This window comes from Undibacterium sp. GW821-FHT11H02, from assembly GCF_058808015.1.
Genome location: NZ_JBXARG010000001.1, coordinates 1 through 22015, shown reverse-complemented (window position 1 = coordinate 22015; position 22015 = coordinate 1). Strand labels below are relative to the sequence as shown.

Here is a 22015-nt window from a genome sequence, read left to right as displayed (position 1 = left end):
GTTGACAATTTGATCGAGAAACAATGTCACTTCGAATATTATGACAATGCGACGATAAATCAATGACACATCTAATAACATAGCGTTTACAATCAATCTCTGCTGCTCTTTTATCGTAAGCATTTGTTTCAATTCAAGACATTTCCGCCTTCGCCAGCCTACTTCTTATCATGTTAATCAAACGAAAATCCATAGAAGCTGAATCCAATTATCGTTCCGGTCCGAGTGCTGGCAAAAAAGACACGCCACGCAAACCAAAATTTGCACCGGTTACCTTATCGGAACATGACGGCGTACGTTATCTTCATTTTGGTACTGAATGGGTGCAAGGTGCAATGCGCTTGCGCAAGCCGGACTGGTTAGAATTGGAGTACGCACAGCAAATGATGGCGTGGATGCTATTTCATGATAGCCCTAAGCAAATCGCACAACTCGGTTTGGGCACTGGCGCCCTCACCAAATTTTGTTATCGGCAATTTCCCAATGCCAAAGTCACAGCAATTGATTTAAATCCAGCCGTCATTATGGTGTGTGAAAGCATGTTTAAATTGCCGCCAAACGATGAAAGGCTCAAAGTTATTGAAATGGACGCGATGGATTTTGTGCTTGATAGCGAGCATCATGATCAATTCCAAGCCTTGCAAGTTGATTTGTATGACGCCACAGCGCGTGGTCCAGTACTCGATACGACTGAATTTTATCAAGCTTGTGCTGATTGTTTGTCGGCAGACGGCGTATTGACCGTCAATCTATTCGGTGACCACCCGAGTTTTGCCAAAAACATCAAGGTTTTGCGCTATGTATTTGGCACGGTCTTGTGTTTACCTGAGGTGCATGACGGAAACGTCGTGGCCATTGCATTTAAGCAGCGACTCAAACTCGACCTGGGCGTACTGTACGAGCGAGCCAAAGCGATCCAATTACGAACCAAATTACCTGCAAGCAGCTGGGTAGATGGGCTGAAAAAAACGCAAGAATAAAAATAGCGCTGCACAAATACATCGATACGATTTGCATAACATCAACCTAGCCATGGCATCGCCCTTTTATTCTAACGAATGCACACTATGAATCCGACACCCAAAAATTTAAACTTACAGCAAATTTTTACGTGGTTGATGGAAGACGGCATAGTCAAAAAAGAAGATGCCAAAGCAGCGTTTAATCACACGCGAGGAATACTCAAAAACGGAGCCGCCAACATGCATCCGTTCACCGCAATTGCTCAGGCAAAATTGTATTCAGCATCACGCTCACAGCACTTGCTCACGCTGGATTGGGTTACAGAATGGGCTGCGCGCAAAGTGGGTGTGCCTTTCTATCGCATCGATCCTCTTAAAATTGACTTTACAAAAGTCTCAGACGTCATGTCATCGACGTATGCAACTCGCTTTAATATTTTACCGGTCGAGGCTAACAACGATAGTGTCACTATCGCCACGACCGATCCTTATGATAATGAGTGGCTGGACGAAATCACCAAGATCACACAAAAAGAAATCAAGTTAGTTCTGGCAAATCCACTCGATATTGCGCAATACACGGCACAGTTTTTTTCTTTAGCAAAATCCATTAAAGATGCACGTAAAGCCAACGGCAACGACGTCGCCTTACGAAATAACTTCGAACAATTGGTTGAGCTCGGCAAATCGAATAAACAAGTCGACGCCAACGACCAACACGTGATTAACATTGTCGATTGGTTGTGGCAATTCGCTTTCGACCAGCGCGCTTCGGACATACATTTGGAGCCAAAACGCGACATGGCGGTAATACGTTTTCGTATTGATGGTGTCTTGCATCAGGTGTATCAAGTGCCACCCATTGTGATGATCGCGATGACAGCGCGCATTAAGTTATTGGGTCGAATGGATGTTATCGAAAAACGCCGTCCGCAAGATGGTCGCGTCAAAACTCGTACCGCCGATGGGCAAGAAGTTGAGCTACGTTTATCCACGTTGCCAACCGCTTTCGGCGAAAAATTAGTGATGCGTATTTTTGATCCTGAAGTCGTGGTAAAAACTTTGCCGGAGTTGGGCTTCCCACAAAATGACGCTCTACGTTGGGCCAATCTGACAAAAAAACCGCACGGCATTATTTTAGTAACAGGACCGACGGGCTCGGGGAAAACCACGACTTTATATACGACCTTGAAAGCTTTGGCCACACCCGACGTCAATGTCTGCACCGTGGAAGATCCGATTGAAATGGTAGAAGGTTCGTTCAACCAAATGCAGGTCCAATCAAACATAGACCTATCCTTTGCCGATGGCATACGCGCTCTGATGCGGCAGGATCCCGACATCATCATGGTGGGTGAAATACGTGATTTGCCAACAGCCGAAATGGCAATCCAGGCGGCATTGACCGGACATTTAGTGCTATCCACCTTACATACCAATGATGCCCCTTCCGCTATCATGCGCTTGTTGCAATTAGGCGTCCCTTACTATTTATTGGAAGCGACCATCGTAGGTATCTTGGCGCAACGCCTGGTCCGGACTTTATGCCCGCATTGCAAATCTGACGATGGCGAAATTCAAGATCCGGTGTGGTCAGCACTGGTCGAGGATTGGAAAATTGAAAAACCGTCGAAAATATACCGTCCCGTAGGTTGCTTGGAATGCCGTCAAACGGGCTACAAAGGACGAACCGGATTGTATGAATTACTAACGGTCACGCAGACATTTAGTAAGTTAATACAACAGGACGCCGACATTCATGCTTTACGCAAACAAGCCATCGACGACGATATGAAACCTCTGCGTATTGCAGGTGCACACAAAATTATTGACGGCGTCACAACGGCAGAAGAAGTTTTGAAAGTAACTTCAGCCTTATTTTGATAAATTAAATTCGAAAGCGGCTTCACCCAAGTTTTCAAGAAGAAATCATTAACATCAAAACGAAAATCAAAATAAACCTTGCCACTAAAAACTTTCTTCCACCATGTGTTTCAAGCATAAATCTTTGTGTTAGATTGTCGAACCAGTTCGCTTTGGGCTCATATTAAGTTCACTATAAGCTCAATATAAATTGCTTACAGACTGGTTTTGGGATGCGATCTGATAATGGATTTATACGCTTTAGACAGTGAAGTTAATGCGATTGAAACGATGGTTTCATCACTTGAAGCCCTGCCGCGCCTTCAAGTATTAATACAACTCGCATGGTATTTGCGTCAACGTGATTGTCACCGCGCTTTGGTACTAAGCAGGGAAGCTAGCGCCTTATTGCAGCAAGATCATCTTCAGCAGGTGACGCCAGACGAACGTATTATTCTCGACGCCAGAATCAACTTAATCCGCAGTGAAATTCATTGGTTAAACGGCGAGCTTGGTATCGCTGAGAAAAATGCGCAGCTGGCATTGCAAAGCTTCAACCTAATGCATGACTTCTCTGCCATGGGTGACACTTGCTTTCTGTTAAGTTCTATCCATCGTGACCTAGGCGAAATTGATCAACGCGATCAATTCTTAAATGCCGCAATCGAGCAGTATCATATCGCCAAAGATAACATACGCTACCAAATCGCCTTAGCCCGTAAATTACACAACGGTGCGATCAACGATCCAAATCAAACTGCACTGTTACTTGATAAACACTTCTCCAAGGCTTTTACTTATCCGCTTGCTGTCGTTGCATGGTTAGATAGTGCGCGTGCTATCGTCGCGAATAAAATCGGAGAGCTGGGCGAATCATGTCGTTTGCATATACAAGCCCACAGAGCCGCACTCGACACCGGCCAGATTCGACAAGCGATCTTGACAGCCACGAATGCGGGTGATTCTTTTGCGACTTTAGGTGACTTAGACTCAGCTTTGGAGTGGGACGAAACTGCTTTAGCCTTAGCCCGACAACAGCAATGGCCAAGTTCATTGGCCATTGCACTATTACAAACAGGTAATGCCTTACGCCTGTTAGAACGCTACGCGGATGCTAAAGAAAAACTGATGGAGTCGCTCAGCATACAGGAAAAAATATCTGGCTCACGCACCTTCGCCCATACGCTGGCCTACCTCGGTGATCTGTCTATCGACTTAGAAACGCCTGCCGAAGCATTACGCTTCTTCGAACTAGCTGCCGAACGGATTCAAGTGCATAACGAACCTGTTTTCATCTCAGATTGTTGGCGTGGACAGGCAATTGCTTATTGTCGACTGGGACAGCCAACATTGGCGCACGAGAAAATCCAACAGGCCTTGAGCATTGCACGCGAACAAAAAAATCTCGATGAGCAGATCAAGTGTTTATGCGTCTATGCGGAGCTGGCAAAAAAACACCCTGAATTAATGTCGGCGGTCAGTACTGCTAGCCAACTCAGTTTGACCTATCTATTAGAAGCTCTGGCCCTATGTGAACATCTGAAAGCTGGAAATATCCCCGCAACACTACTCGACGATATTGCAGATAACTATGCACAAATAAAGAATTTTGAATCCGCATTTCACTACGCAAAGTTAGCTGCGAAAGCAAAAGAAAACAGACGCTTGCACGAAGCCCGCAATCGCGCTACGGCGATGCAGGTCAAGCATGATAATGAGCGCCATCGCTCAGATGCCGAGTATCACAAGCAAATTGCCAAAACTGAAGCAGCCCGTGCAAGCAGCCTACAAGAATCGAGTAATACATTAGAAACCTTAGGTTTAATTGGACGTGAAATCACCGCCAATCTGAATGTCGACGCCGTATTTAAAGCTTTGCACAGACACGTAGACGAATTATTAGATGCGACCAGCTTTGGCATTTCATTATTAGCCGCTGACGGACTGTCATTAGAGTTCGTATTTGGCATAGAAAATGGTCAAGCTATTTCAAATTTTGTCACCGCCATTGATCATCCAATTTCTTCCTTCGCCCGTTGTGCTCGCGAGCGTCAGGAGATTGTTCTAGAGCGAGAACCGGGAGCGACCGGGCGTTACATTATCCCAGGCACAATGGAAACTCTGAGCCTGCTCTATACGCCTTTGATCGTCGGCGAACGCTTGCTAGGTGTGATGTCTATCCAATCAACCCGCCCCCACGTATATGGAGAACGCGAGCGCTCTATCTTGCGCACTTTAGCTGCTTATGGTGCAATCGCGCTCGACAATGCCTCCGCTTACAAACAATTACAAGCGACCTTGCATGCTTTGCGTGAAACACAAAATCAATTAGAAGAAGTCAGTATCACAGATCCATTGACGGGATTAAGAAATCGCCGCTTCCTACTACAAAACATAGAAGGTGATGTAGCAAGAGCCGTCCGTGCTTATGAAGATCAGCTCGATACAGAGCAAGTATCAACTGGCTTTAACAATGATGAAGACTTGGTATTTTTTATGGTCGATTTGGATCATTTCAAATCGGTCAATGATACTTACGGTCACGCTAGTGGCGACATGGTATTAATTCAAATGCGAGATCGCCTGCAAAGCGTCTTCCGCGAATCTGACTACTTAATACGCTGGGGCGGTGAAGAGTTTCTAGTGGTTGCGCGTAGCTGTAACCGCAGAGATGCAGGCATAGTCGCAGAAAGAATACGACAGACCGTGTCGTCTTGCCCGTTTAAATTACTCGACGACGTGGAAATTTCTCGCACCTGCTCAGTTGGTTATGCGAGCTTCCCCTTCCTGCCCAAACAACCCCATTTAATCACCTGGTCTCAAGTCATCAATTTTGCAGATCAGGGTCTGTACATGGTCAAAAAGGGCGGTAGAAATGCTTGCATAGGAATTACACAAGCACCTCATGTACAACTAGAATTATTACCGCAAACCGATGATTTTTATAACCGTGTCATGCGCCATCCGCAACAAGCAGCGCAGTCAGGCTTGATTCAAATTATTACGCATAATGTGCGGGACTTAAATGATGCGATCAATGCCAGTTAAGTTGGGATCGCATTTCAGTTAATGACGCTATCAAAATTTACAGCTTCAATTCCAAGCGCAGGTTGAATACCGTATAAGTTTTGGAACGATTACTCTGTAAGTAGTGAACACCACCGACATACACCGTACTGCCGTTAAGCGAATCATTGGCTTGTAAGTTACTGGCAGACAAGCGAATTTTGGCAGTCGGTGACAATTTCCATAAAGTGTACACATCCAACTGGCGCTTAATGCCATAACTACTGGTTTGCGTATCGCTGGTTTGATTCACATAGGCTGGGGTCCAGTTAATATTGCCCCCCATACTTAAAGGCAAGCCACTCACACGATAATCGAGGCCTAGGTTGGCAGTTTGGGTCGGCTGCTGATCGAGACGGTTATTAGGGCCTTTAACATCGTCCACGTTCGACCAAAATCGGCTGTAATTAGTACGGATGTCGATTGCTGGACCTTCTGGAAAAAATTCCTGAGCTTGAAATTTCGCCTCAAGTTCTATGCCTTTTGCCACGGCATGACCAATATTAATCGGCGAATTGACCCAACGTAACTCATTGCCTATTTTTACCTGTTCGGTGCGACGGCGTATCAGGTCATCGATATTCTTAATGAATAAATTGACGCTCATAATCCCTGCGCTTTTCAGATAATGCTCATAGGCGATATCGATACCACGTGATAGTTCTGGTTTTAAATTCGGATTACCAGTCCGATCAGGACGAGTTGGACCGTTTAAAGGTGAAATCGCTGGTACGGCAATTACATCATTCAAAGCAGGAGCACGATAGCTGCTGGTCAAGCCCATGCGAATTTGGTCCTTACCAAAATCAGGAATTCGATACACGGCATGGACGATAGGACTAAATACGCTGGTCGAATTATCGACAATATAGTTGGATCGGCTGCTATGCGTCTTAATGCCCTCCCAGCGCAGACCCGCATAGCCAGACCACTGCGCATTAATATCAATTTCATTTTGCACCCAAGCCGCAACGCGCCGCGTCGAAGCATCTAAGTTGTCGCCAGAATCGCTAAACTGCGGCCTGCCATTGTCCAGAGAAACACGCTTTTGCTGACGCTGACTGTTTTCGATATCCCAACCGGCTGCCAGATTTTGCTTGTCGCCGATTGGTGTCGTGTATTTACCGCCCGTGCTGAAGGAGTTATCCCGCGTGTTGTTCACGTCGGTGATCAAATTCAATTGCTCGCCATTTTTTGCAAATTGTGTACGCAGACTATCGCTATTGGAACGCCCTACACCGCCGCCAATTTTCAAAGTCAATTTCGCTGTATCTTCGAATCGATGCTGATAATTTGAATTGAAGCGAAAGAAAGTCGAATCAGAATTTCCGTTTGAATTTGCTGATGCGACAGGTGCCAAATGAGTGAATGGGTCTAAAGTCTCAGGAGTCTGCGTGATTGCAGAACTGGTACGGGAGTGGCTGCGAGAGCTCATCAAAAATGGCTGTACAGTCAGGTTGTCACCATTCTCAAATTTATAGCTAAAACGCGGCGTAAAATGAATGCCGCTGGATTCACGTTTGGTCTGGTCAATCTGATCTTGCACCAATTGAATATGACCGTCATCAGCCTGCTCAATTCTTTGTGAGGTGCCAAAATCATTCTGCCCATTTTTAAAAATAGAGCCGCTCAAAGCATAATTTAATTCACCTAGCTGTCCTGGATAAGTGATGGACAAATTCGGTGCGACACGACCTTGTTCCATGCCTAAAGACAATTTCAAATCAACGTCTTTAGGATGGTATTCTTCACGTAAAACAATATTAATCGTACCAGCGATCGCTTGCGTACTAAATTCAGCTACAGGACCTCGCATCACTTCGATTCTTTCCACTTGATCGGGTGACAGCGACTCCATAGAAAAACCACGTGGCGGCCGTTCGCCATTTAATAAAATTTGTGTATAACCGCCACCCATACCACGCATGCGAATATCGCCACCTCGCCCTGGACGCCCCCCCGTCGTCACGCCCGGCAGACGTTTCAAGATCTCGCCTACACTGGAATCACCGTCGCGATCTAATTCTTCACGGCCTACGATAATTTTGCCTGCGATAGAATTGCGGCGCAAATCAACATCGGATTGTTTACTACCGTTGACGGTTACTTTCTGAACGGCTTGCTGATTTTGTTCTGATACTGCTTTTAAAGCGGCTGCATTTCTTTGCGCATTCGCTTTGCGCATGGCGTCAATGGCTTTAGCTCTTTCTTCAGGCGTTTTTGCTTCTTCTTTACTTTTCTTGGTTTGCTCTTCCTGCGCTTTATTCGTGTTGACAGTTTCACTTTGCGCATAAGCACTTTCAAACACAAACAAACTGCTAACAGCAAGCGCGACAGCACTCAATTTGAAGTTTGGCGTAATCATTATTTTTCTTAGGCTTTATTTAAAATAGATAAGTATGAAAAAAGGCAATGGCTAGTCGACACTTTGCTGTCGCCATTATATTTTCAATTCTTACCTGCACAGCCACAATTGCTTGGTCAATTTTGTATGAATTTGAAACAAGCAGCCGATTACTGTTACTTAAGGATACGTGGGCATTCAAAAATCAGTGCTGTTCTTTGTTCGCGTTGAAACGCCACAAAGCCAGTATCGAAAATACAGCTGTAAATGCTAACAATACGCTCACATTGGGCAAGGCTGCATCGAAACCCAAACCGCGCCAAGTCATCGCATCAAATCCATCCACCGCCCAACGTGTCGGTATATACAATGTGATACTTTGCAACCACGCTGGGAACATAAACGACGGCACCCAAGCACCGCCTAACATCACCATAAGTAAGGTCGCGAAAATCGAAATACCGCGGGCTGCTTCCGGTGTCTTGCCAAATGCTGCAATTAGCAAACCAAAACTGGCGGTCATCAAGGCAAAACTAAGTGCAATGGCGATCAGCCCCAACATACTTCCCAATATCTGCACTTTAAACAAAGTAACGGCAACGACATAAATAAGGGCAGTCACAACAAAAGCAATCAACGCACAGGATAAAGCTCGTGCCACGATCAAAGTATTTAGCCATATCGGCGCCGCCAACAAACGCTTCCAAATACCCTGCTTACGCGCCAACAGAACCGAAATACCCGCGTCGATTGCCATAAACAAGATGAACTGTACAATCATGCCGGCAAATGAGTGGGCATAGCCATTGTATTGACCATGAAGTCCATCATTTGCCACCATCGCTTGTTCACTTGTCGTGAATGGCATGCTTAAGCCGGGTTTTGCGGCAGTACTAGATTGCTCACTAGCGGAAGCTTGAGAGGTCTGAAATTTTTTGTAGCTAGTTAGAAATTCAGTTAGTTCTCTATCCTGTGGCTTTACTTTACCTTCGCTTTGATTTTGTGCCAGTTGCTCCAAACTTTTATCGGCAAATTGACCGCCCGCCTTGCCTGAAAACATTTCACCGCTCACGCTTTGCATCACTTGTTGCGTCAGCATACCTTTCACCATCGCCAGCATGGCATTTTGCGAAGGATCGAACAGTAAGGTCAATTCCGGCTTGGCTTTAGCATTAAACAAAGCAGCACCAGCGGCCTCGCCAAATCCCGCAGGTAATACTACGGCGACACTCAGCTTGCCTTTACGCACCAATTCTTGCGCCTGTTCTAAAGTCAATAACTTAGCGTTTAAGGCGCTTTCTGCCTGCAAACCAGCGACGATATTTTTACTAATCAGATGCTCATCTTGCTGCACCACGCCGATCTCAATTTTTGCTGCCTCTTGTTTGCCGCTACCACCGAAAATATAGCCAAAGAAAGCAGCAAGAACTATAGGCATCAACAAGGTCAACAACAAGGCGCGCTTATCATTCACAAATAAAATCAGGTCTTTTCGAATTAAAGCTATCAGGGGAATCATAGTGAGTCGTCCGTTTCTATTTTTGTTGGAATTCGTGTTGGTGTTCAGATTAGAGTTTATATCGGCACAAGCTTTTTCCTAAGCTTGCAAATCAATTTAACTAATCACGCAGACTGCGTCCGGTTAAACTTAAAAAGATGTCTTCTAAATTCGTTTTAGCGGTCGCAAAATGCAGGGGCCGAATTCCTTCGCTTTGCAAATAATTGAGTAGGCGTAAAGCATGTTCGCCATCGCTCAAGGCAATGGTCGTTTGCTGGCCATGGTCTTTGCTTTCTACATTGACGACGCCAATTTGTTGCTGCAAATTTTGCAGTTGCAGTACAGTTAGTGCTTGTGACAACTGTAGTTCTAAAGCCGCATGCGCCGGCAAGCGCTTAAATAAATCGGCAGGACTTTCGTTCGCAATCAACTTCCCATGATCGATAATCACAATATGATCGGCTAAGCGCTCGACCTCTTCCATATAGTGGCTGGTATAAATCAAAGAGCGACCCTGCGATTTCAAAACTTCTAAAGCATCAAAAATCGCATTTCGGCTTTGCGTATCAACTCCAACCGTGGGCTCATCGAGGATCAACAATTCTGGCTCATGCATTAGTGCTGCAGCGATATTCAATCGACGTTTCATACCACCGGAGAATGTCGCTGGTTTGTCTTTAGCGCGATCTGAGAGACTCACTAAATCTAGTACCGCATCACAACGTGTTTGCAGATGATTTCCACTTAAACCGTATAAAGCGCCAAAGATTTTCAAATTTTCACGCGCCGACAAATCTTCAAAAAGAGCAAGATCCTGCGGCACCAATCCCAATCTCATTTTCGCCTGATTATTCCCCGCACTCATTTCCTGGCCAGATAACTTTACCTGTCCACAGTCGGCTTGCAATAGGCCACAGATGATATTAACCGTAGTTGATTTACCTGCACCATTAGGTCCCAACAAGCCTATCGTTTGACCCCGCCGAACTGAAAATGACACATCATCGACCACTTTACGAGCCCCAAAGGATTTGCTTAGTTGTTGTACCTCGAGCAGGATATCGGTCATGCTATTTACTCCATGGTGGTAGCGAATTTAGTTCAATTCACATTAAAAAAGATCTGCAACATATGGCAATTATTTTCAAGCAAATACTTCACATTGAATAGAACAATTTGCCACGACTTTCATATGACAAATGTCACCCGCCCTATTGATGAATTCATGCATTCGTAAATTCATGACGAAAAAAAAACCAGCAATCTAGATTATTGATTGCTGGTTTTTTTTGCTGAACGCATTGATGCTGCCGCATCACCCTGAGTTTAATCTGCGCTATGCGACAAATTTAAGTTCAGTTGAGAACGCACCATGTCTTCTTTATCTGGACGAGAGCCATTGCGCGCTGCTTCTAAACGATCCAGATAGTCTGGCGTCACATCACCAGTGATGTACACACCATCAAAGCAAGACGCTTCAATACTCTTCAATACCGGATTGGCATCCGATATCGCACGTTTCATATCATCGACATCTTGATACACCAAGGCATCGGCCGTAATTTCACGACAAATTTCTTCTTGCGAACGACCATAAGCAATCAATTCACTACGCGTTGGCATATCAATTCCATACACATTCGGGAATTGCACCGGAGGCGCAGCCGATGCAAAAATCACTCTGCGAGCGCCAGACTCGCGTGCCATCTGCACGATTTCACGGCTAGTCGTACCGCGAACGATGGAGTCATCCACTAACAAGACATTCTTACCTTTGAATTCGGAGGCAATGGCATTTAATTTTTGGCGCACAGATTTTTTACGAATCGCTTGTCCCGGCATCATAAAAGTACGACCGATGTAACGATTTTTGATAAAACCTTCGCGATAATCCAAATTCAAACAATCCGCCAATTCCATCGCAGAAGGACGAGACGAATCCGGGATAGGCATAACAACATCAATGTCGCCTTGCCCAAATTGATTGCGAATTTTTTCTGCCAGATATTTACCCATATTCAAACGAGTCTGATACACCGAGGTGCCGTCTATCGTGGAATCAGGTCGTGCCAGGTAGACGTATTCAAACGCACACGGGTTTAAGCTAGGATTTTCTGCACATTGTTCGCTATACATATTGCCGTCGAGATCAATAAAAATCGCCTCGCCTGGCGCCACATCACGCTCAAACTTAAAACCTGTGCCTTCCAGCGCAACGGATTCACTCGCCAGCATATATTCGACGCCCTGATCAGTTTGTGCTGTACCTATGCACAAGGGACGAATACCAAACGGATCACGGAATGCCAACAATCCATAACCAGCAATTTGCGCGACTACGGCATAGGAACCACGCACACGACGATGCAAAATCGACACTGCACGGAACATAGACGCTGGATCAAGAGAATAACCGCTGACCACTTCTTGAATCTGATGCGCCAAAATATTCAACAATACTTCCGAGTCGGAGTCTGTGTTCAAATGACGAAAATCATTTTTGAATAGCTCAATTTTCAATTCCGCTGCATTGGTCAAATTACCGTTATGCGCGAGCACAATACCAAATGGGGCATTCACATAAAATGGTTGCGCTTCTTCTTCACTGGTGGAACCAGCGGTGGGATAGCGCACCTGACCGATACCGATATTGCCCGGCAAAGAACGCATATTACGGGTACGAAACACGTCACGCACCAAACCATTCGCTTTATGCATTGCGAATTTATTGCCATGACTAGTCGCGATACCTGCCGCGTCCTGACCGCGATGCTGCAACAGCAACAAGGCATCATAGATCAATTGATTAACGGGATTTTTTGAAACTACGCCGACGATGCCACACATGGTGGACTCCTAAAAAACAAAAAGAAAACGATAGAAAAATAAAGCGAATTACGAACAACTACTACACGCCAAGTACGATCACAACTTCACATGCTGAGTAACGGAACCTGGCAAAAAAGGCATTACAGTACGCACTGCAGACACCGCTAGCGGGCTGAGTAAAGCATCGCGCCAGAATGCCTGCTGAGGAATAGCCGTCATACCACAGACCAATACTAAGGTCATCACAATCACACAACCACGTGCCAAACCAAACAAACCACCAAGACCGCGATCCGCCAAATTCAAACCTGCAGCCTTGATCATGGCATCCACTGCGCGCATCAATAAAGCCATCAACAAACGCACAACGATGAATAAAGCCAAGAAAGCAACTATCATTCGTGTCAATTGTCCCGGAATTACATCGGGTAACCAAGCAGCCAGCGTCGCACCGAAGGCGTTCGCAACGACTAAAGCAATAATCCAACTGATTAAAGACAAAATTTCTTTCACCAAGCCACGCATGGTGCTAATGACAACCGAACAAATAATGATGAACAATACGATGTAATCAAATATAGTCACGAGTCTATCCGCTCTTTGGTTTCTTTGGCGAGTCTACAATTGCTCAATTTTGTCGTTAAACCTGTTGAACCTAATTAGGCTAATTAATTAGGTAATTAGTTAGGCAGCAATGAACCATTCAAACCTAGTTTTACCAATTTAGCCCGCATCTTTTCGGCTTCTGCTTTATTCGCAAAAGGCCCCACCCGAATACGGCTGACTTCGCCTGTTTTGGTGGTGATTTTTTGCGTATAAGAGGTGATGCTGGCCGCTTTCAATTTTGCCTGCAATTCACGAATTTTTTCGGGAGAATTCAATGCGGCTACCTGCACGGTAAAACTACCTGCAGCAGATGTGGTTTGAGGCGCAGGTTTTACGCTGCTTTTCGCTTCGTCGGCAGGTAGTGCGCGCCCTTCTAGTATGGCGAGTGCACGTGCTGCATCATCTTTATTGTCTTTCTTCGCTTCGGCCTTAGGTTCTGCCTTATGTTCTGCTTTCGCGTCAACTTTCGCTTCTGTTTTCTTCACGACATCCTGCGTTACTTTGTTAGTAACAGGCGGTAAAGTGGACACCACTGTTTTGTTAACCGCGGCAACATCTATTTGTTTATCTGATTGTTTCTCAGGTGATTTTTGTGTGCTCGCACTTTCGACTTTCACCACATTACGCGCCGCTTCCAATTTCGCGGTCTCTGGTGCTTTTGCAACTGCGGATGTGGTAGGCGCTGCAATAAGCTCTTCCGAACTATCTATGCCTTGAACCACGCCAGCTTCATTCGAAGATACCGAGGAACTCGCAGCGACACGAGTCGGACTTGTTGTCGTTAAAGGGGTGTCTTTCGAAGGAATTTCTATGGAAATTTTTTGACTACTCGGCTTAGGCTCGGAATCAAACACCATGGGCAAAACTATAATCGCTGCCAATACCAAAGCCACTGCGCCGATTAAACGCCGACGCGCACGTTTTTTTTCCGGTAAAGCGACTTCGTCGGCACCATTTTTTCGATTGTTAGTGGGTCGTTTATTCGCCTTCGTCGCTTTGCCGCGAGCTGAGATTTCGGACGCAGCCAGACTGTCTTCTTCGGAGCGGGAACGAAACTCACCGCTAACTTGATCGTCAGCGATTTCTGTATCGTTTTTCTTCTTGTTGTTTTGCTTAAATAGCGAGTCCAGGCTCATAGCAAATTTCTGTTTTATCTCAAGCTGATATTAGTAGAAACACCCAAAAAAACACGCTTACTGCGACATTCTTTCTGATGTTGACAATCAAGAACTGGCATTTCTTCTGGCTCGCATTACACCTGCAACCGTTAAAAAAGAACCGAAGACCACTATTCTATCATTTTCCCCCGCTTTGCTCAGTGCAAACGCATAAGCATCTTCGGGCGAGCTGAATTTTTGCAAACTATGTTCTTTATCTTCCAGTACACCGGCCATTTCAAGCGATTGCGCCAATTGGTCTGCACTGGCAGCACGTGGCAAAGGCAGATCGCACACACACCAGTGATCTACTTTTGCTTTCATGTGCGAGATCACCCCAGCGATATCTTTATCCAGCATAGAACCAAACACAGCGTAGGTATAGGCATGAAAGCCCATATTATCGAGATTTTGCGCTAAGGTCGCCGCGGCATGCGGGTTATGCGCCACGTCCAACACCACTGCTGGACGTCCCGGTAACACCTGAAAACGTCCAGGCAAATCGACCATAACCAATCCGGTACGGACTTCTTGTGCACCGACAGGTAACTGATGTCGCAAGGCTTCCAAAGCGGCCAAAACGGCGGAAGCATTTAACAGTTGATTAGCACCACGCAAACTAGGGTAAGCCAAAGAATTTCGGCGTTGATCGCGACCACCGAAATTCCATTGCTGTTTGTCGCCGTTATAGTTGAAGTCACGTCCAAACAAACGCAAATCAGCGCCAATTGCTTCCGCGTGATCGATTAAACTTTGAGGTGCTTGTGGATCGCTGCATATTGCGGCCTTCCCAGTCCGGAAAATGCCGGCTTTTTCAAAGCCTATCTTTTCGCGCGTGTCGCCCAAATAATCAACATGATCAATGTCCACGCTAGTCACTATGGCGACATCAGCATCAATCACATTCACAGCATCCAGACGACCGCCCAATCCTACTTCCAAAATCACGACATCGAGATTTTGACGCGCTAATAATTGGCAGATCGCCAAAGTAGTAAATTCAAAATACGTGAGGGAAACATCGCCGCGCGCGGATTCGACTTCTTGAAAGGTGCTGACAAATAATTCATCCACAACAGGTATGCCGTTAATACGAGCACGCTCATTAAAATCGAGAAAATGCGGCTTGCTATACAGCCCCACTTTATAACCGGCTTGCAGCAAGATTGCTTCCAACATTGCGCAAGTGGAACCCTTGCCATTCGTGCCCGCCACCATAATGACCGGGCAATCGTAATGAATTCCCAACGCCTGCTTAACTTGCATCACGCGATCTAGGCCCATATCGATTTCTTTGGCGTGGCGCTGCTCTAGTAATTTCAGCCAGTCGGCCAGATTGCCGGGGTTATCCAAGGAGGAAAGATTAACGATATTGGATGACATAAATAATTTACTCAAGGATGTTACGACTTTGCTTGCAGTTCAAGATACTGGCGAAACTTTGCAAGCGATCAAGCTGAAATGAAAAGAGCCTGAAGATTTTGCCGTTTCAGCAAATATCTTCAGGCTCCGCAATTGCATACAAAAGTTAAGAAACCGCTTCCGCCGGTTGATTTTGTAACAGCGCCATTAATCGCGCTAATTCTTCACGCATTTTACGACGATCAACAATCATATCGACCGCACCTTTTTGCACTAGGAATTCTGCGCGTTGAAAACCTTCCGGTAATTTTTCGCGCACCGTATTTTCAATCACGCGAGGACCTGCAAAACCAATCAAGGCCTTAGGTTCAGCGACCACGATATCGCCCATAAAGGCAAAAGAAGCAGACACACCACCCATGGTTGGATCAGTCAATACCGAAATAAATGGTAATTTCTTTTCTGTCAGCTTAGTTAGCATCGCTGTCGTTTTTGCCATCTGCATCAGAGACAACAAACCTTCTTGCATACGCGCACCACCAGTGGCAGTAAAGCAAATAAACGGCACTTTTTGCTCCAAAGCTGCCTGCACGCCGCGCACAAAACGCTCGCCCACTACAGAGCCCATAGAGCCGCCCATAAAACCGAACTCGAAACAAGCAACGATGGCGGGTACCGACATAATAGATCCGCCCATGACCACTAATGCATCAGTTTCATTCGTGCTGTCCATCGCATCTTTCAAACGCTCTGGATATTTTTTACTATCTTTAAATTTCAAAGTATCGACCGGCAAAACTTCCTGACCTATCTCATAGCGACCACCCGTATCGAGCAAGGCATCGAGACGTTCGCGCGCGCTGATACGCAAGTGATGATTACACTTGGAGCACACGTGGACATTTGCTTCTAAATCGGAACGGTATAAAACGGCTTCGCAAGATGGGCATTTGACCCATAAGCCTTCAGGCATGGAACGGCGGTTGGCCGTTTCGGAACGTTGAATACGTGGGGGAAGTAATTTTTCTAACCAACTCATAGCTCTCTCCTCATATCTATTTGATCAATTTACATTCATCAAACGGGGCGCACTCTTCTGGGAATGCTGCAATTGGCGCGTATTCTATTCTATTTCCGCGCCAATTGCGACTCAGGTAGCTATTTGATAATCATTAACTAGCTGATTTGCGTGAGTTTTAGGACGATTTAATTATCAAGAGCGCTACGAATTTCAGTGATAAAACTTTGTACTGCAGCCACAGCTTGTTCCCTTGGGGTATTTTCCAGTTCTTGAATAATGCGAGAACCTATGACCACCGCATCAGATACCGACGCAATCGCCCTCGCCGTCGCACCATCACGAATACCAAAGCCAACACCGACCGGTACATTCACATGCTTTTTAATGCGTGGAATCATCGCAGCGACTGCATCCAAATCCAAAGCACCGGAGCCTGTTACACCTTTAAGAGAAACATAATACACATAGCCCGTGGCGATTTTACCGACTTGCGCAATACGCTCGTCCGTCGACGTCGGTGCCAGCAAGAAAATCGTATCCATGCCGTTTTTGTGCATGTTTTCTGCGAAATATTCACATTCTTCAGGCGGGTAATCAACGACTAAGACGCCATCAACACCGGCTTCGGAAGCTGCATGTATAAATTGCTCTTGTCCCATACGTTCGATAGGATTGGCATAACCCATTAATACGACGGGCGTAACTTGGTTCGTGCTGCGGAACTGTTTGACCATCTCTAATACATCACGCAGGCCGACGCCTTTGGCCAGAGCACGCTCAGAAGCACGTTGTATCACAGGACCATCGGCCATAGGATCCGAAAATGGTACGCCGAGTTCGATAATATCGGCACCACCTTCGACCAAGGCGTGCATTAAAGGTAAAGTTAATTCAGGGTCAGGATCGCCGGCAGTGATAAATGGGATCAGACCTTTTTTGTTGTTTGCCGCTAAGGCAGCCATGCATGTTTGAATTCGGGACATAATTTTTGCGCTCAATTATTGCTAAGGATATCGAAACTAGAAAGCGACGCTGATCGCCTATTTAAGACAAAATCCGTGCTATCAGCGTCTCTGCAATTGGTCTAATAATGTTCAATAGAACTTAAGCCCAGCGCGTTCCGCGACGGTATGCATATCCTTATCGCCACGCCCAGACAAATTCGCCAACACGATCTTATCCTTAGGCATGGTCGCCGCCAATTTAGCCGCATAGGCTAAAGCATGGCTCGATTCCAGTGCTGGAATTATCCCTTCGATACGACAGCAATCATGAAAGGCTTTGAGCGCTTCTTCATCCGTAATGGTCGCGTATTGTGCACGACCTGAGTCTTTTAACCAGGCGTGTTCAGGGCCGACACCTGGGTAATCGAGACCAGCCGAAACGGAATGCGTTTCGATGACTTGGCCATTTTCATCCTGCATCAAATAAGTGCGATTGCCGTGCAATACGCCCGGGGAACCCGCCGTCAATGATGCGGAATGTTTGCCAGTTTCTAAGCCCTCGCCCGCTGCTTCAACGCCGATCAACTGCACGTCTTTCAGATCAATGTAAGGATAAAAAATTCCCATCGCATTTGAACCGCCACCGACACAAGCGGTGACCACATCAGGTTGACGCCCTGCCACCTCTGGCATCTGCCATAAGCATTCTTCCCCGATCACCGATTGAAAATCGCGCACCATCATAGGGTAAGGATGCGGCCCCGCGACCGTACCAATAATGTAGAAAGTATTATCGACATTCGCGACCCAGTCACGCATCGCTTCGTTCAAGGCATCTTTCAAAGTTTTAGAGCCTGATTCAACTGGCACCACAGTCGCGCCAAGCAATTTCATGCGATATACATTTTGCGCTTGACGCTTAACGTCTTCCGACCCCATGTACACCACGCATTCCAAACCAAAACGGGCACAAATCGTTGCTGTCGCAACACCATGTTGACCCGCACCAGTTTCTGCAATGACACGAGGCTTACCCATGCGTTTTGCCAGCAAGGCTTGGCCTATGACGTTGTTGATTTTGTGCGCGCCAGTGTGATTGAGATCTTCACGTTTAAAATAAATCTGCGCGCCGCCCATGATCTCAGACCAGCGTTTGGCATGATAGATGGGCGACGGACGACCGACGAAATGTTTTAGCTCGTACCGAAATTCTTCTAAAAATTCCGGGTCATGCTGGTATTTAGCGTAGGCGTCCTTCAACTCGTTCAATGCATGGGTCAAAGTTTCTGAAACGAAGGTTCCGCCATACATACCAAAATGTCCTTTGGCATCGGGGAAATTATAAGTCGCTGAATGGTAAATCGCAGTTGGCGCTTGAGCTGCCACTGACTGACGCTCGAAATGTGCGTCAAGGGAAGATAATTCTTTCATGAGAATTCCTTGGAAAACTAGTTTTGATTGTCTGGCATGCTATCGGCCAAGCGCACTGCTTGTACAAATGCCCGTACCTTAGCTGCATCCTTCACGCCTTTTGACAGTTCGACACCGCTACTGATGTCGACTGCAAATGACCGTACCCGCACGACTGCGTCAGTCGCGTTTTGTACGCTCAAGCCACCACTTAAAACGACCCGAGGCGCGAGTTCTTTTGGAATGAGAGACCAATCAAAAACCTTTCCACTACCACCGAAACTATCTACGAAAGTGTCAAGCAATAAGCCCTGAAACAAAGGACTGACTGCTTGATATTTAGCTTCGCATTCTAACAAATCTGCCGCGCTTGTGTCAGGTTTTACCCGGAAAGCCCGGATAAAAGGCCGGTTCACTGCGCTGGCTAGGCGATGGCACTCTTGTGCTGATTCGTCCCCATGAAATTGCAATAATTGTATAGGTGCTAGCTTGATGACGGCTTGTAGCTCCTCAAGACTCGCGTTCACAAACAAACCTACCGAGGTCACAAATGGCGGCATTGCCGCAATTAAGGGTGCCGCAGCTTCAGGCGTCAGATAGCGCGGGCTTGGTGGGTAAAATACAAAACCAATGGCGTCAGCGCCAGCCTTAATTGCCACCTGCAAGTCTTGCTCTCGTGTGACACCGCAAATTTTGACTCTAGTTTTCATCGTTTTAGAGGGAACTATTCTATCGAACATCAATGTGCAAACTAAAAATTTCAATTAAAGGAACCGAATACTATCCTATGTTTACCAAACTGTAATTAGCCATATTCAAATAGATTAGTTACCATATTCACCACAATAAAGATTTTGTCCTGAGAAATCGTTGTTTCTATTCACCGAAGCTCGCTTCACTAAAAAGAGAATTTCTATGTTTTCCCCACTAAGTACAAAAGCAGCCCTCATCATTGTTACAGGATTAATCATTTCAATGACATGTGATATTGCGCAAGCAGACGCAGTGAAAGATGCCAATCTTGCGATGAATAAAAATGACCTGAGCTCGGCAATTAAAATTTTACAAGATGCAGCAGACGCTGGAGACAATGCAGCTAAAGGCCTACTGTCAAGCTATTTACGTAGTTTTCCTAGCCCATTTCGAGATGAAAAGAGAGCTTGTAAGATTGCGTTGGAAGCTGCTGAGGCTGGCGATATAACAGCAAAGGTAACAATGTCAGAATGCCTCGTTTTTCCAAAAGATGGATCAAAAGCGGACTACAACCGCGCACGTGAATACGCACGCCAAGCTTGGAAAGAAGGTTCGCCTGCAGGTGGTTTTATGCTTTATCTCGTTTTCTCACAAGACCCCACATTTAACTACACTCAAGAAGGTAAGGAAGATCAAGCAAAATACACAAAATTAGCACGAACACCAGTCGCAGAAAGGGTTGAACAAACAGAGGCGCTAAATGGTCTTGGTAGTGCGATAAAATCAGGCCACGGTGTCGCGATGAAAACAACAATTGCTTTTCTTTCCGAATCTTCGGCGCCATCCAACATTGAACGTCTTCTGACAGTCAAGAACATCCTTAAGAACGATGTAAAAACGCTACCTGAAAAATTACAAAATCTGATAAAGCTAGCAGAATTCACGAAAACAATTGGAAATACACATCTTTCCCCAACCGCAATCAATAACATCTATAAACAAATTTTAGTTGCAGTACCTTTTTCGATTTCGCAGACAGATCGTGCGAACTGTGACATCTCTCAATTTAAACTCACAAATCTATCAACCGAACCTATCAAAAATGCGACATATCTTCCAACCGAACAACCTTTAAATAACACTTATTTGATCGCTGGAACTTGGAACGAAATATGGACATTCGTCGGATGCGACAAGAGTATCGCACTGAATATTCAATTCACGGCAGATGGATGGAGTGGTGTTAAATTCAACTTAAAGCAGTCACCAGCAAAGTAAAATCGCATCAATTCTAAAAAAATAAAACGCGGGTTAAACTCTTCACACGCAAAGCCAATAAAGCAAGTGAAAGTTGGTTCTGCAGAGAAGGCGCATAAACAGCGTCCTGGACGGTCCAAAAAAGGTGAAATAAGGCCAGCAAAAGAAGTAAAAGTAAGCAAGATAGGCTGGCAATTGACGCAAACTTTAACTGCGCATCGTCAATGCGCCCCCGCAAAGAGTGTCACCGCGGAACAAAATGCAATGCGTAAGGGTATACAATCTGCCATTAACCAGCGCCTCGATACACGACAATCAAATGACAGTACCGTTAGCGATGATGACAGCCTCACGAGCAAGCAATTTGTAAGGACAGAGAACCGGTTTCACAACTTTAAAAACGAACGTTATCACGACATAAAGCACCAAACACATGAAGAAATGAAGTATGAAAGCTTTGAATACATTGAGGTCTTTGACGAACGCCCGCGCCTGCATCCTACGCATAGTTATTTATCAACAACGGCCTACTTACAACGTTGACCGCAGCGATAGAGTCCACCTCAACGGACGGCTTAAGCACGGACTTATGGCGAACCAATTTGTGAGGAAAGATATTCGTGCTTAAAACAACACTTTTAGACCTCCCAGTAAAATAGAAGTTTCCTGCGAAAAATCCAATTACACGAAATTCATTCGTCCTCACAGTGCCTCGACATTGAGGCTAAATTGTCTGTGGCGGGGTAAGAGATGCCTTTACGGTATCTAAGTAAATTTCTTCGAAAGAACTTCGAAGGCGTGATATATTTCGCATTTAATTGCAAGTCGTATGTTTCATTGTTTCGCGCATTTATTGTGCGATTGGCAGGCAATGATACATAGTTGGCTTGTATTTTTTTTAATTAATATTAATTCCTTTTAGGAGCTACACACATGGCTGTTACTACACAAATGCGCACGCAAGTGACTCAGTTGTACGTCTCGCTTTTTGGCCGCGCGCCAG

16 protein-coding genes are annotated in these 22015 nt (G+C 45.6%); 5 read left to right on the top strand and 11 right to left on the bottom strand.

The window, feature by feature from the left end; genetic code table 11:
* The first annotated feature begins 170 nt into the window (after positions 1-170).
* The 3 genes from AC1RR2_RS00080 (at position 171) to AC1RR2_RS00070 (ending at position 5873) form a co-directional block, all read left to right on the top strand.
* Positions 171-980, top strand: a complete 810-nt coding sequence (locus AC1RR2_RS00080) for a spermine/spermidine synthase domain-containing protein (RefSeq protein ID WP_493220266.1) — start codon at positions 171-173, stop codon at positions 978-980.
* 78 nt (positions 981-1058) lie between these two features.
* Positions 1059-2846, top strand: coding sequence for a type IV pilus assembly ATPase TfpB (tfpB, locus tag AC1RR2_RS00075; protein ID WP_493220265.1), 1788 nt, complete (start codon positions 1059-1061; stop codon positions 2844-2846).
* 225 nt (positions 2847-3071) lie between these two features.
* Positions 3072-5873, top strand: coding sequence for a diguanylate cyclase (locus tag AC1RR2_RS00070; protein ID WP_493220264.1), 2802 nt, complete (start codon positions 3072-3074; stop codon positions 5871-5873).
* A 37-nt stretch (positions 5874-5910) separates the two neighbouring features.
* Here AC1RR2_RS00070 and AC1RR2_RS00065 read toward each other — a convergent pair whose 3' ends face one another.
* The 11 genes from AC1RR2_RS00065 to AC1RR2_RS00015 form a co-directional block, all read right to left on the bottom strand.
* Complete coding sequence (locus tag AC1RR2_RS00065; RefSeq protein ID WP_493220263.1) at positions 5911-8256, bottom strand: TonB-dependent receptor plug domain-containing protein; 2346 nt, start codon at positions 8254-8256, stop codon at positions 5911-5913.
* Between the two features lie 184 nt (positions 8257-8440).
* Positions 8441-9754, bottom strand: coding sequence for an ABC transporter permease (locus tag AC1RR2_RS00060; protein WP_493220262.1), 1314 nt, complete (start codon positions 9752-9754; stop codon positions 8441-8443).
* A gap of 100 nt (positions 9755-9854) precedes the next feature.
* Positions 9855-10802: an ABC transporter ATP-binding protein gene (locus tag AC1RR2_RS00055; RefSeq protein WP_493220261.1), complete on the bottom strand. Its 948-nt coding sequence runs from the start codon at positions 10800-10802 to the stop codon at positions 9855-9857.
* 257 nt (positions 10803-11059) lie between these two features.
* Positions 11060-12580, bottom strand: coding sequence for an amidophosphoribosyltransferase (purF, locus tag AC1RR2_RS00050; protein ID WP_493220260.1), 1521 nt, complete (start codon positions 12578-12580; stop codon positions 11060-11062).
* A 78-nt stretch (positions 12581-12658) separates the two neighbouring features.
* Positions 12659-13147 (bottom strand): CvpA family protein, encoded by a 489-nt coding sequence (locus AC1RR2_RS00045; RefSeq protein ID WP_493220259.1) that lies wholly within the window; start codon positions 13145-13147, stop codon positions 12659-12661.
* 95 nt (positions 13148-13242) lie between these two features.
* Complete coding sequence (locus AC1RR2_RS00040) at positions 13243-14304, bottom strand: SPOR domain-containing protein (protein ID WP_493220258.1); 1062 nt, start codon at positions 14302-14304, stop codon at positions 13243-13245.
* Between the two features lie 87 nt (positions 14305-14391).
* A complete protein-coding gene (folC, locus tag AC1RR2_RS00035) occupies positions 14392-15708 on the bottom strand; it encodes a bifunctional tetrahydrofolate synthase/dihydrofolate synthase (RefSeq protein ID WP_493220257.1) in 1317 nt (438 codons plus the stop codon).
* A 145-nt stretch (positions 15709-15853) separates the two neighbouring features.
* Positions 15854-16726: an acetyl-CoA carboxylase, carboxyltransferase subunit beta gene (gene accD / locus AC1RR2_RS00030; RefSeq protein ID WP_493220256.1), complete on the bottom strand. Its 873-nt coding sequence runs from the start codon at positions 16724-16726 to the stop codon at positions 15854-15856.
* A gap of 167 nt (positions 16727-16893) precedes the next feature.
* Positions 16894-17691: a tryptophan synthase subunit alpha gene (gene trpA / locus AC1RR2_RS00025; RefSeq protein ID WP_493220255.1), complete on the bottom strand. Its 798-nt coding sequence runs from the start codon at positions 17689-17691 to the stop codon at positions 16894-16896.
* Positions 17692-17802: 111 nt separating this feature from the next.
* Positions 17803-19083, bottom strand: a complete 1281-nt coding sequence (gene trpB, locus AC1RR2_RS00020) for a tryptophan synthase subunit beta (RefSeq protein ID WP_493220254.1) — start codon at positions 19081-19083, stop codon at positions 17803-17805.
* A 17-nt stretch (positions 19084-19100) separates the two neighbouring features.
* Positions 19101-19772: a phosphoribosylanthranilate isomerase gene (locus AC1RR2_RS00015; RefSeq protein WP_493220253.1), complete on the bottom strand. Its 672-nt coding sequence runs from the start codon at positions 19770-19772 to the stop codon at positions 19101-19103.
* Between the two features lie 205 nt (positions 19773-19977).
* Between AC1RR2_RS00015 and AC1RR2_RS00010 the strand changes: the two genes are divergently transcribed.
* Both AC1RR2_RS00010 and AC1RR2_RS00005 read left to right on the top strand, forming a co-directional pair.
* Complete coding sequence (locus AC1RR2_RS00010) at positions 19978-21033, top strand: SEL1-like repeat protein (protein ID WP_493220252.1); 1056 nt, start codon at positions 19978-19980, stop codon at positions 21031-21033.
* A 66-nt stretch (positions 21034-21099) separates the two neighbouring features.
* A complete protein-coding gene (locus AC1RR2_RS00005; RefSeq protein WP_493220251.1) occupies positions 21100-21555 on the top strand; it encodes an IS3 family transposase in 456 nt (151 codons plus the stop codon).
* Positions 21556-22015 lie beyond the last annotated feature (460 nt).

Bases quoted from the DNA above. Each gene is read 5' to 3' on its own strand.
- AC1RR2_RS00080 (WP_493220266.1), top strand. From the start codon at position 171: ATGTTAATCAAACGAAAATCCATAGAAGCTGAATCCAATTATCGTTCC.
- tfpB (WP_493220265.1), top strand. From the start codon at position 1,059: ATGCACACTATGAATCCGACACCCAAAAATTTAAACTTACAGCAAATT.
- AC1RR2_RS00070 (WP_493220264.1), top strand. From the start codon at position 3,072: ATGGATTTATACGCTTTAGACAGTGAAGTTAATGCGATTGAAACGATG.
- AC1RR2_RS00065 (WP_493220263.1), bottom strand. From the start codon at position 8,256: ATGATTACGCCAAACTTCAAATTGAGTGCTGTCGCGCTTGCTGTTAGC.
- AC1RR2_RS00060 (WP_493220262.1), bottom strand. From the start codon at position 9,754: ATGATTCCCCTGATAGCTTTAATTCGAAAAGACCTGATTTTATTTGTG.
- AC1RR2_RS00055 (WP_493220261.1), bottom strand. From the start codon at position 10,802: ATGACCGATATCCTGCTCGAGGTACAACAACTAAGCAAATCCTTTGGG.
- purF (WP_493220260.1), bottom strand. From the start codon at position 12,580: ATGTGTGGCATCGTCGGCGTAGTTTCAAAAAATCCCGTTAATCAATTG.
- AC1RR2_RS00040 (WP_493220258.1), bottom strand. From the start codon at position 14,304: ATGAGCCTGGACTCGCTATTTAAGCAAAACAACAAGAAGAAAAACGAT.
- folC (WP_493220257.1), bottom strand. From the start codon at position 15,708: ATGTCATCCAATATCGTTAATCTTTCCTCCTTGGATAACCCCGGCAAT.
- accD (WP_493220256.1), bottom strand. From the start codon at position 16,726: ATGAGTTGGTTAGAAAAATTACTTCCCCCACGTATTCAACGTTCCGAA.
- trpA (WP_493220255.1), bottom strand. From the start codon at position 17,691: ATGTCCCGAATTCAAACATGCATGGCTGCCTTAGCGGCAAACAACAAA.
- trpB (WP_493220254.1), bottom strand. From the start codon at position 19,083: ATGAAAGAATTATCTTCCCTTGACGCACATTTCGAGCGTCAGTCAGTG.
- AC1RR2_RS00015 (WP_493220253.1), bottom strand. From the start codon at position 19,772: ATGAAAACTAGAGTCAAAATTTGCGGTGTCACACGAGAGCAAGACTTG.
- AC1RR2_RS00010 (WP_493220252.1), top strand. From the start codon at position 19,978: ATGTTTTCCCCACTAAGTACAAAAGCAGCCCTCATCATTGTTACAGGA.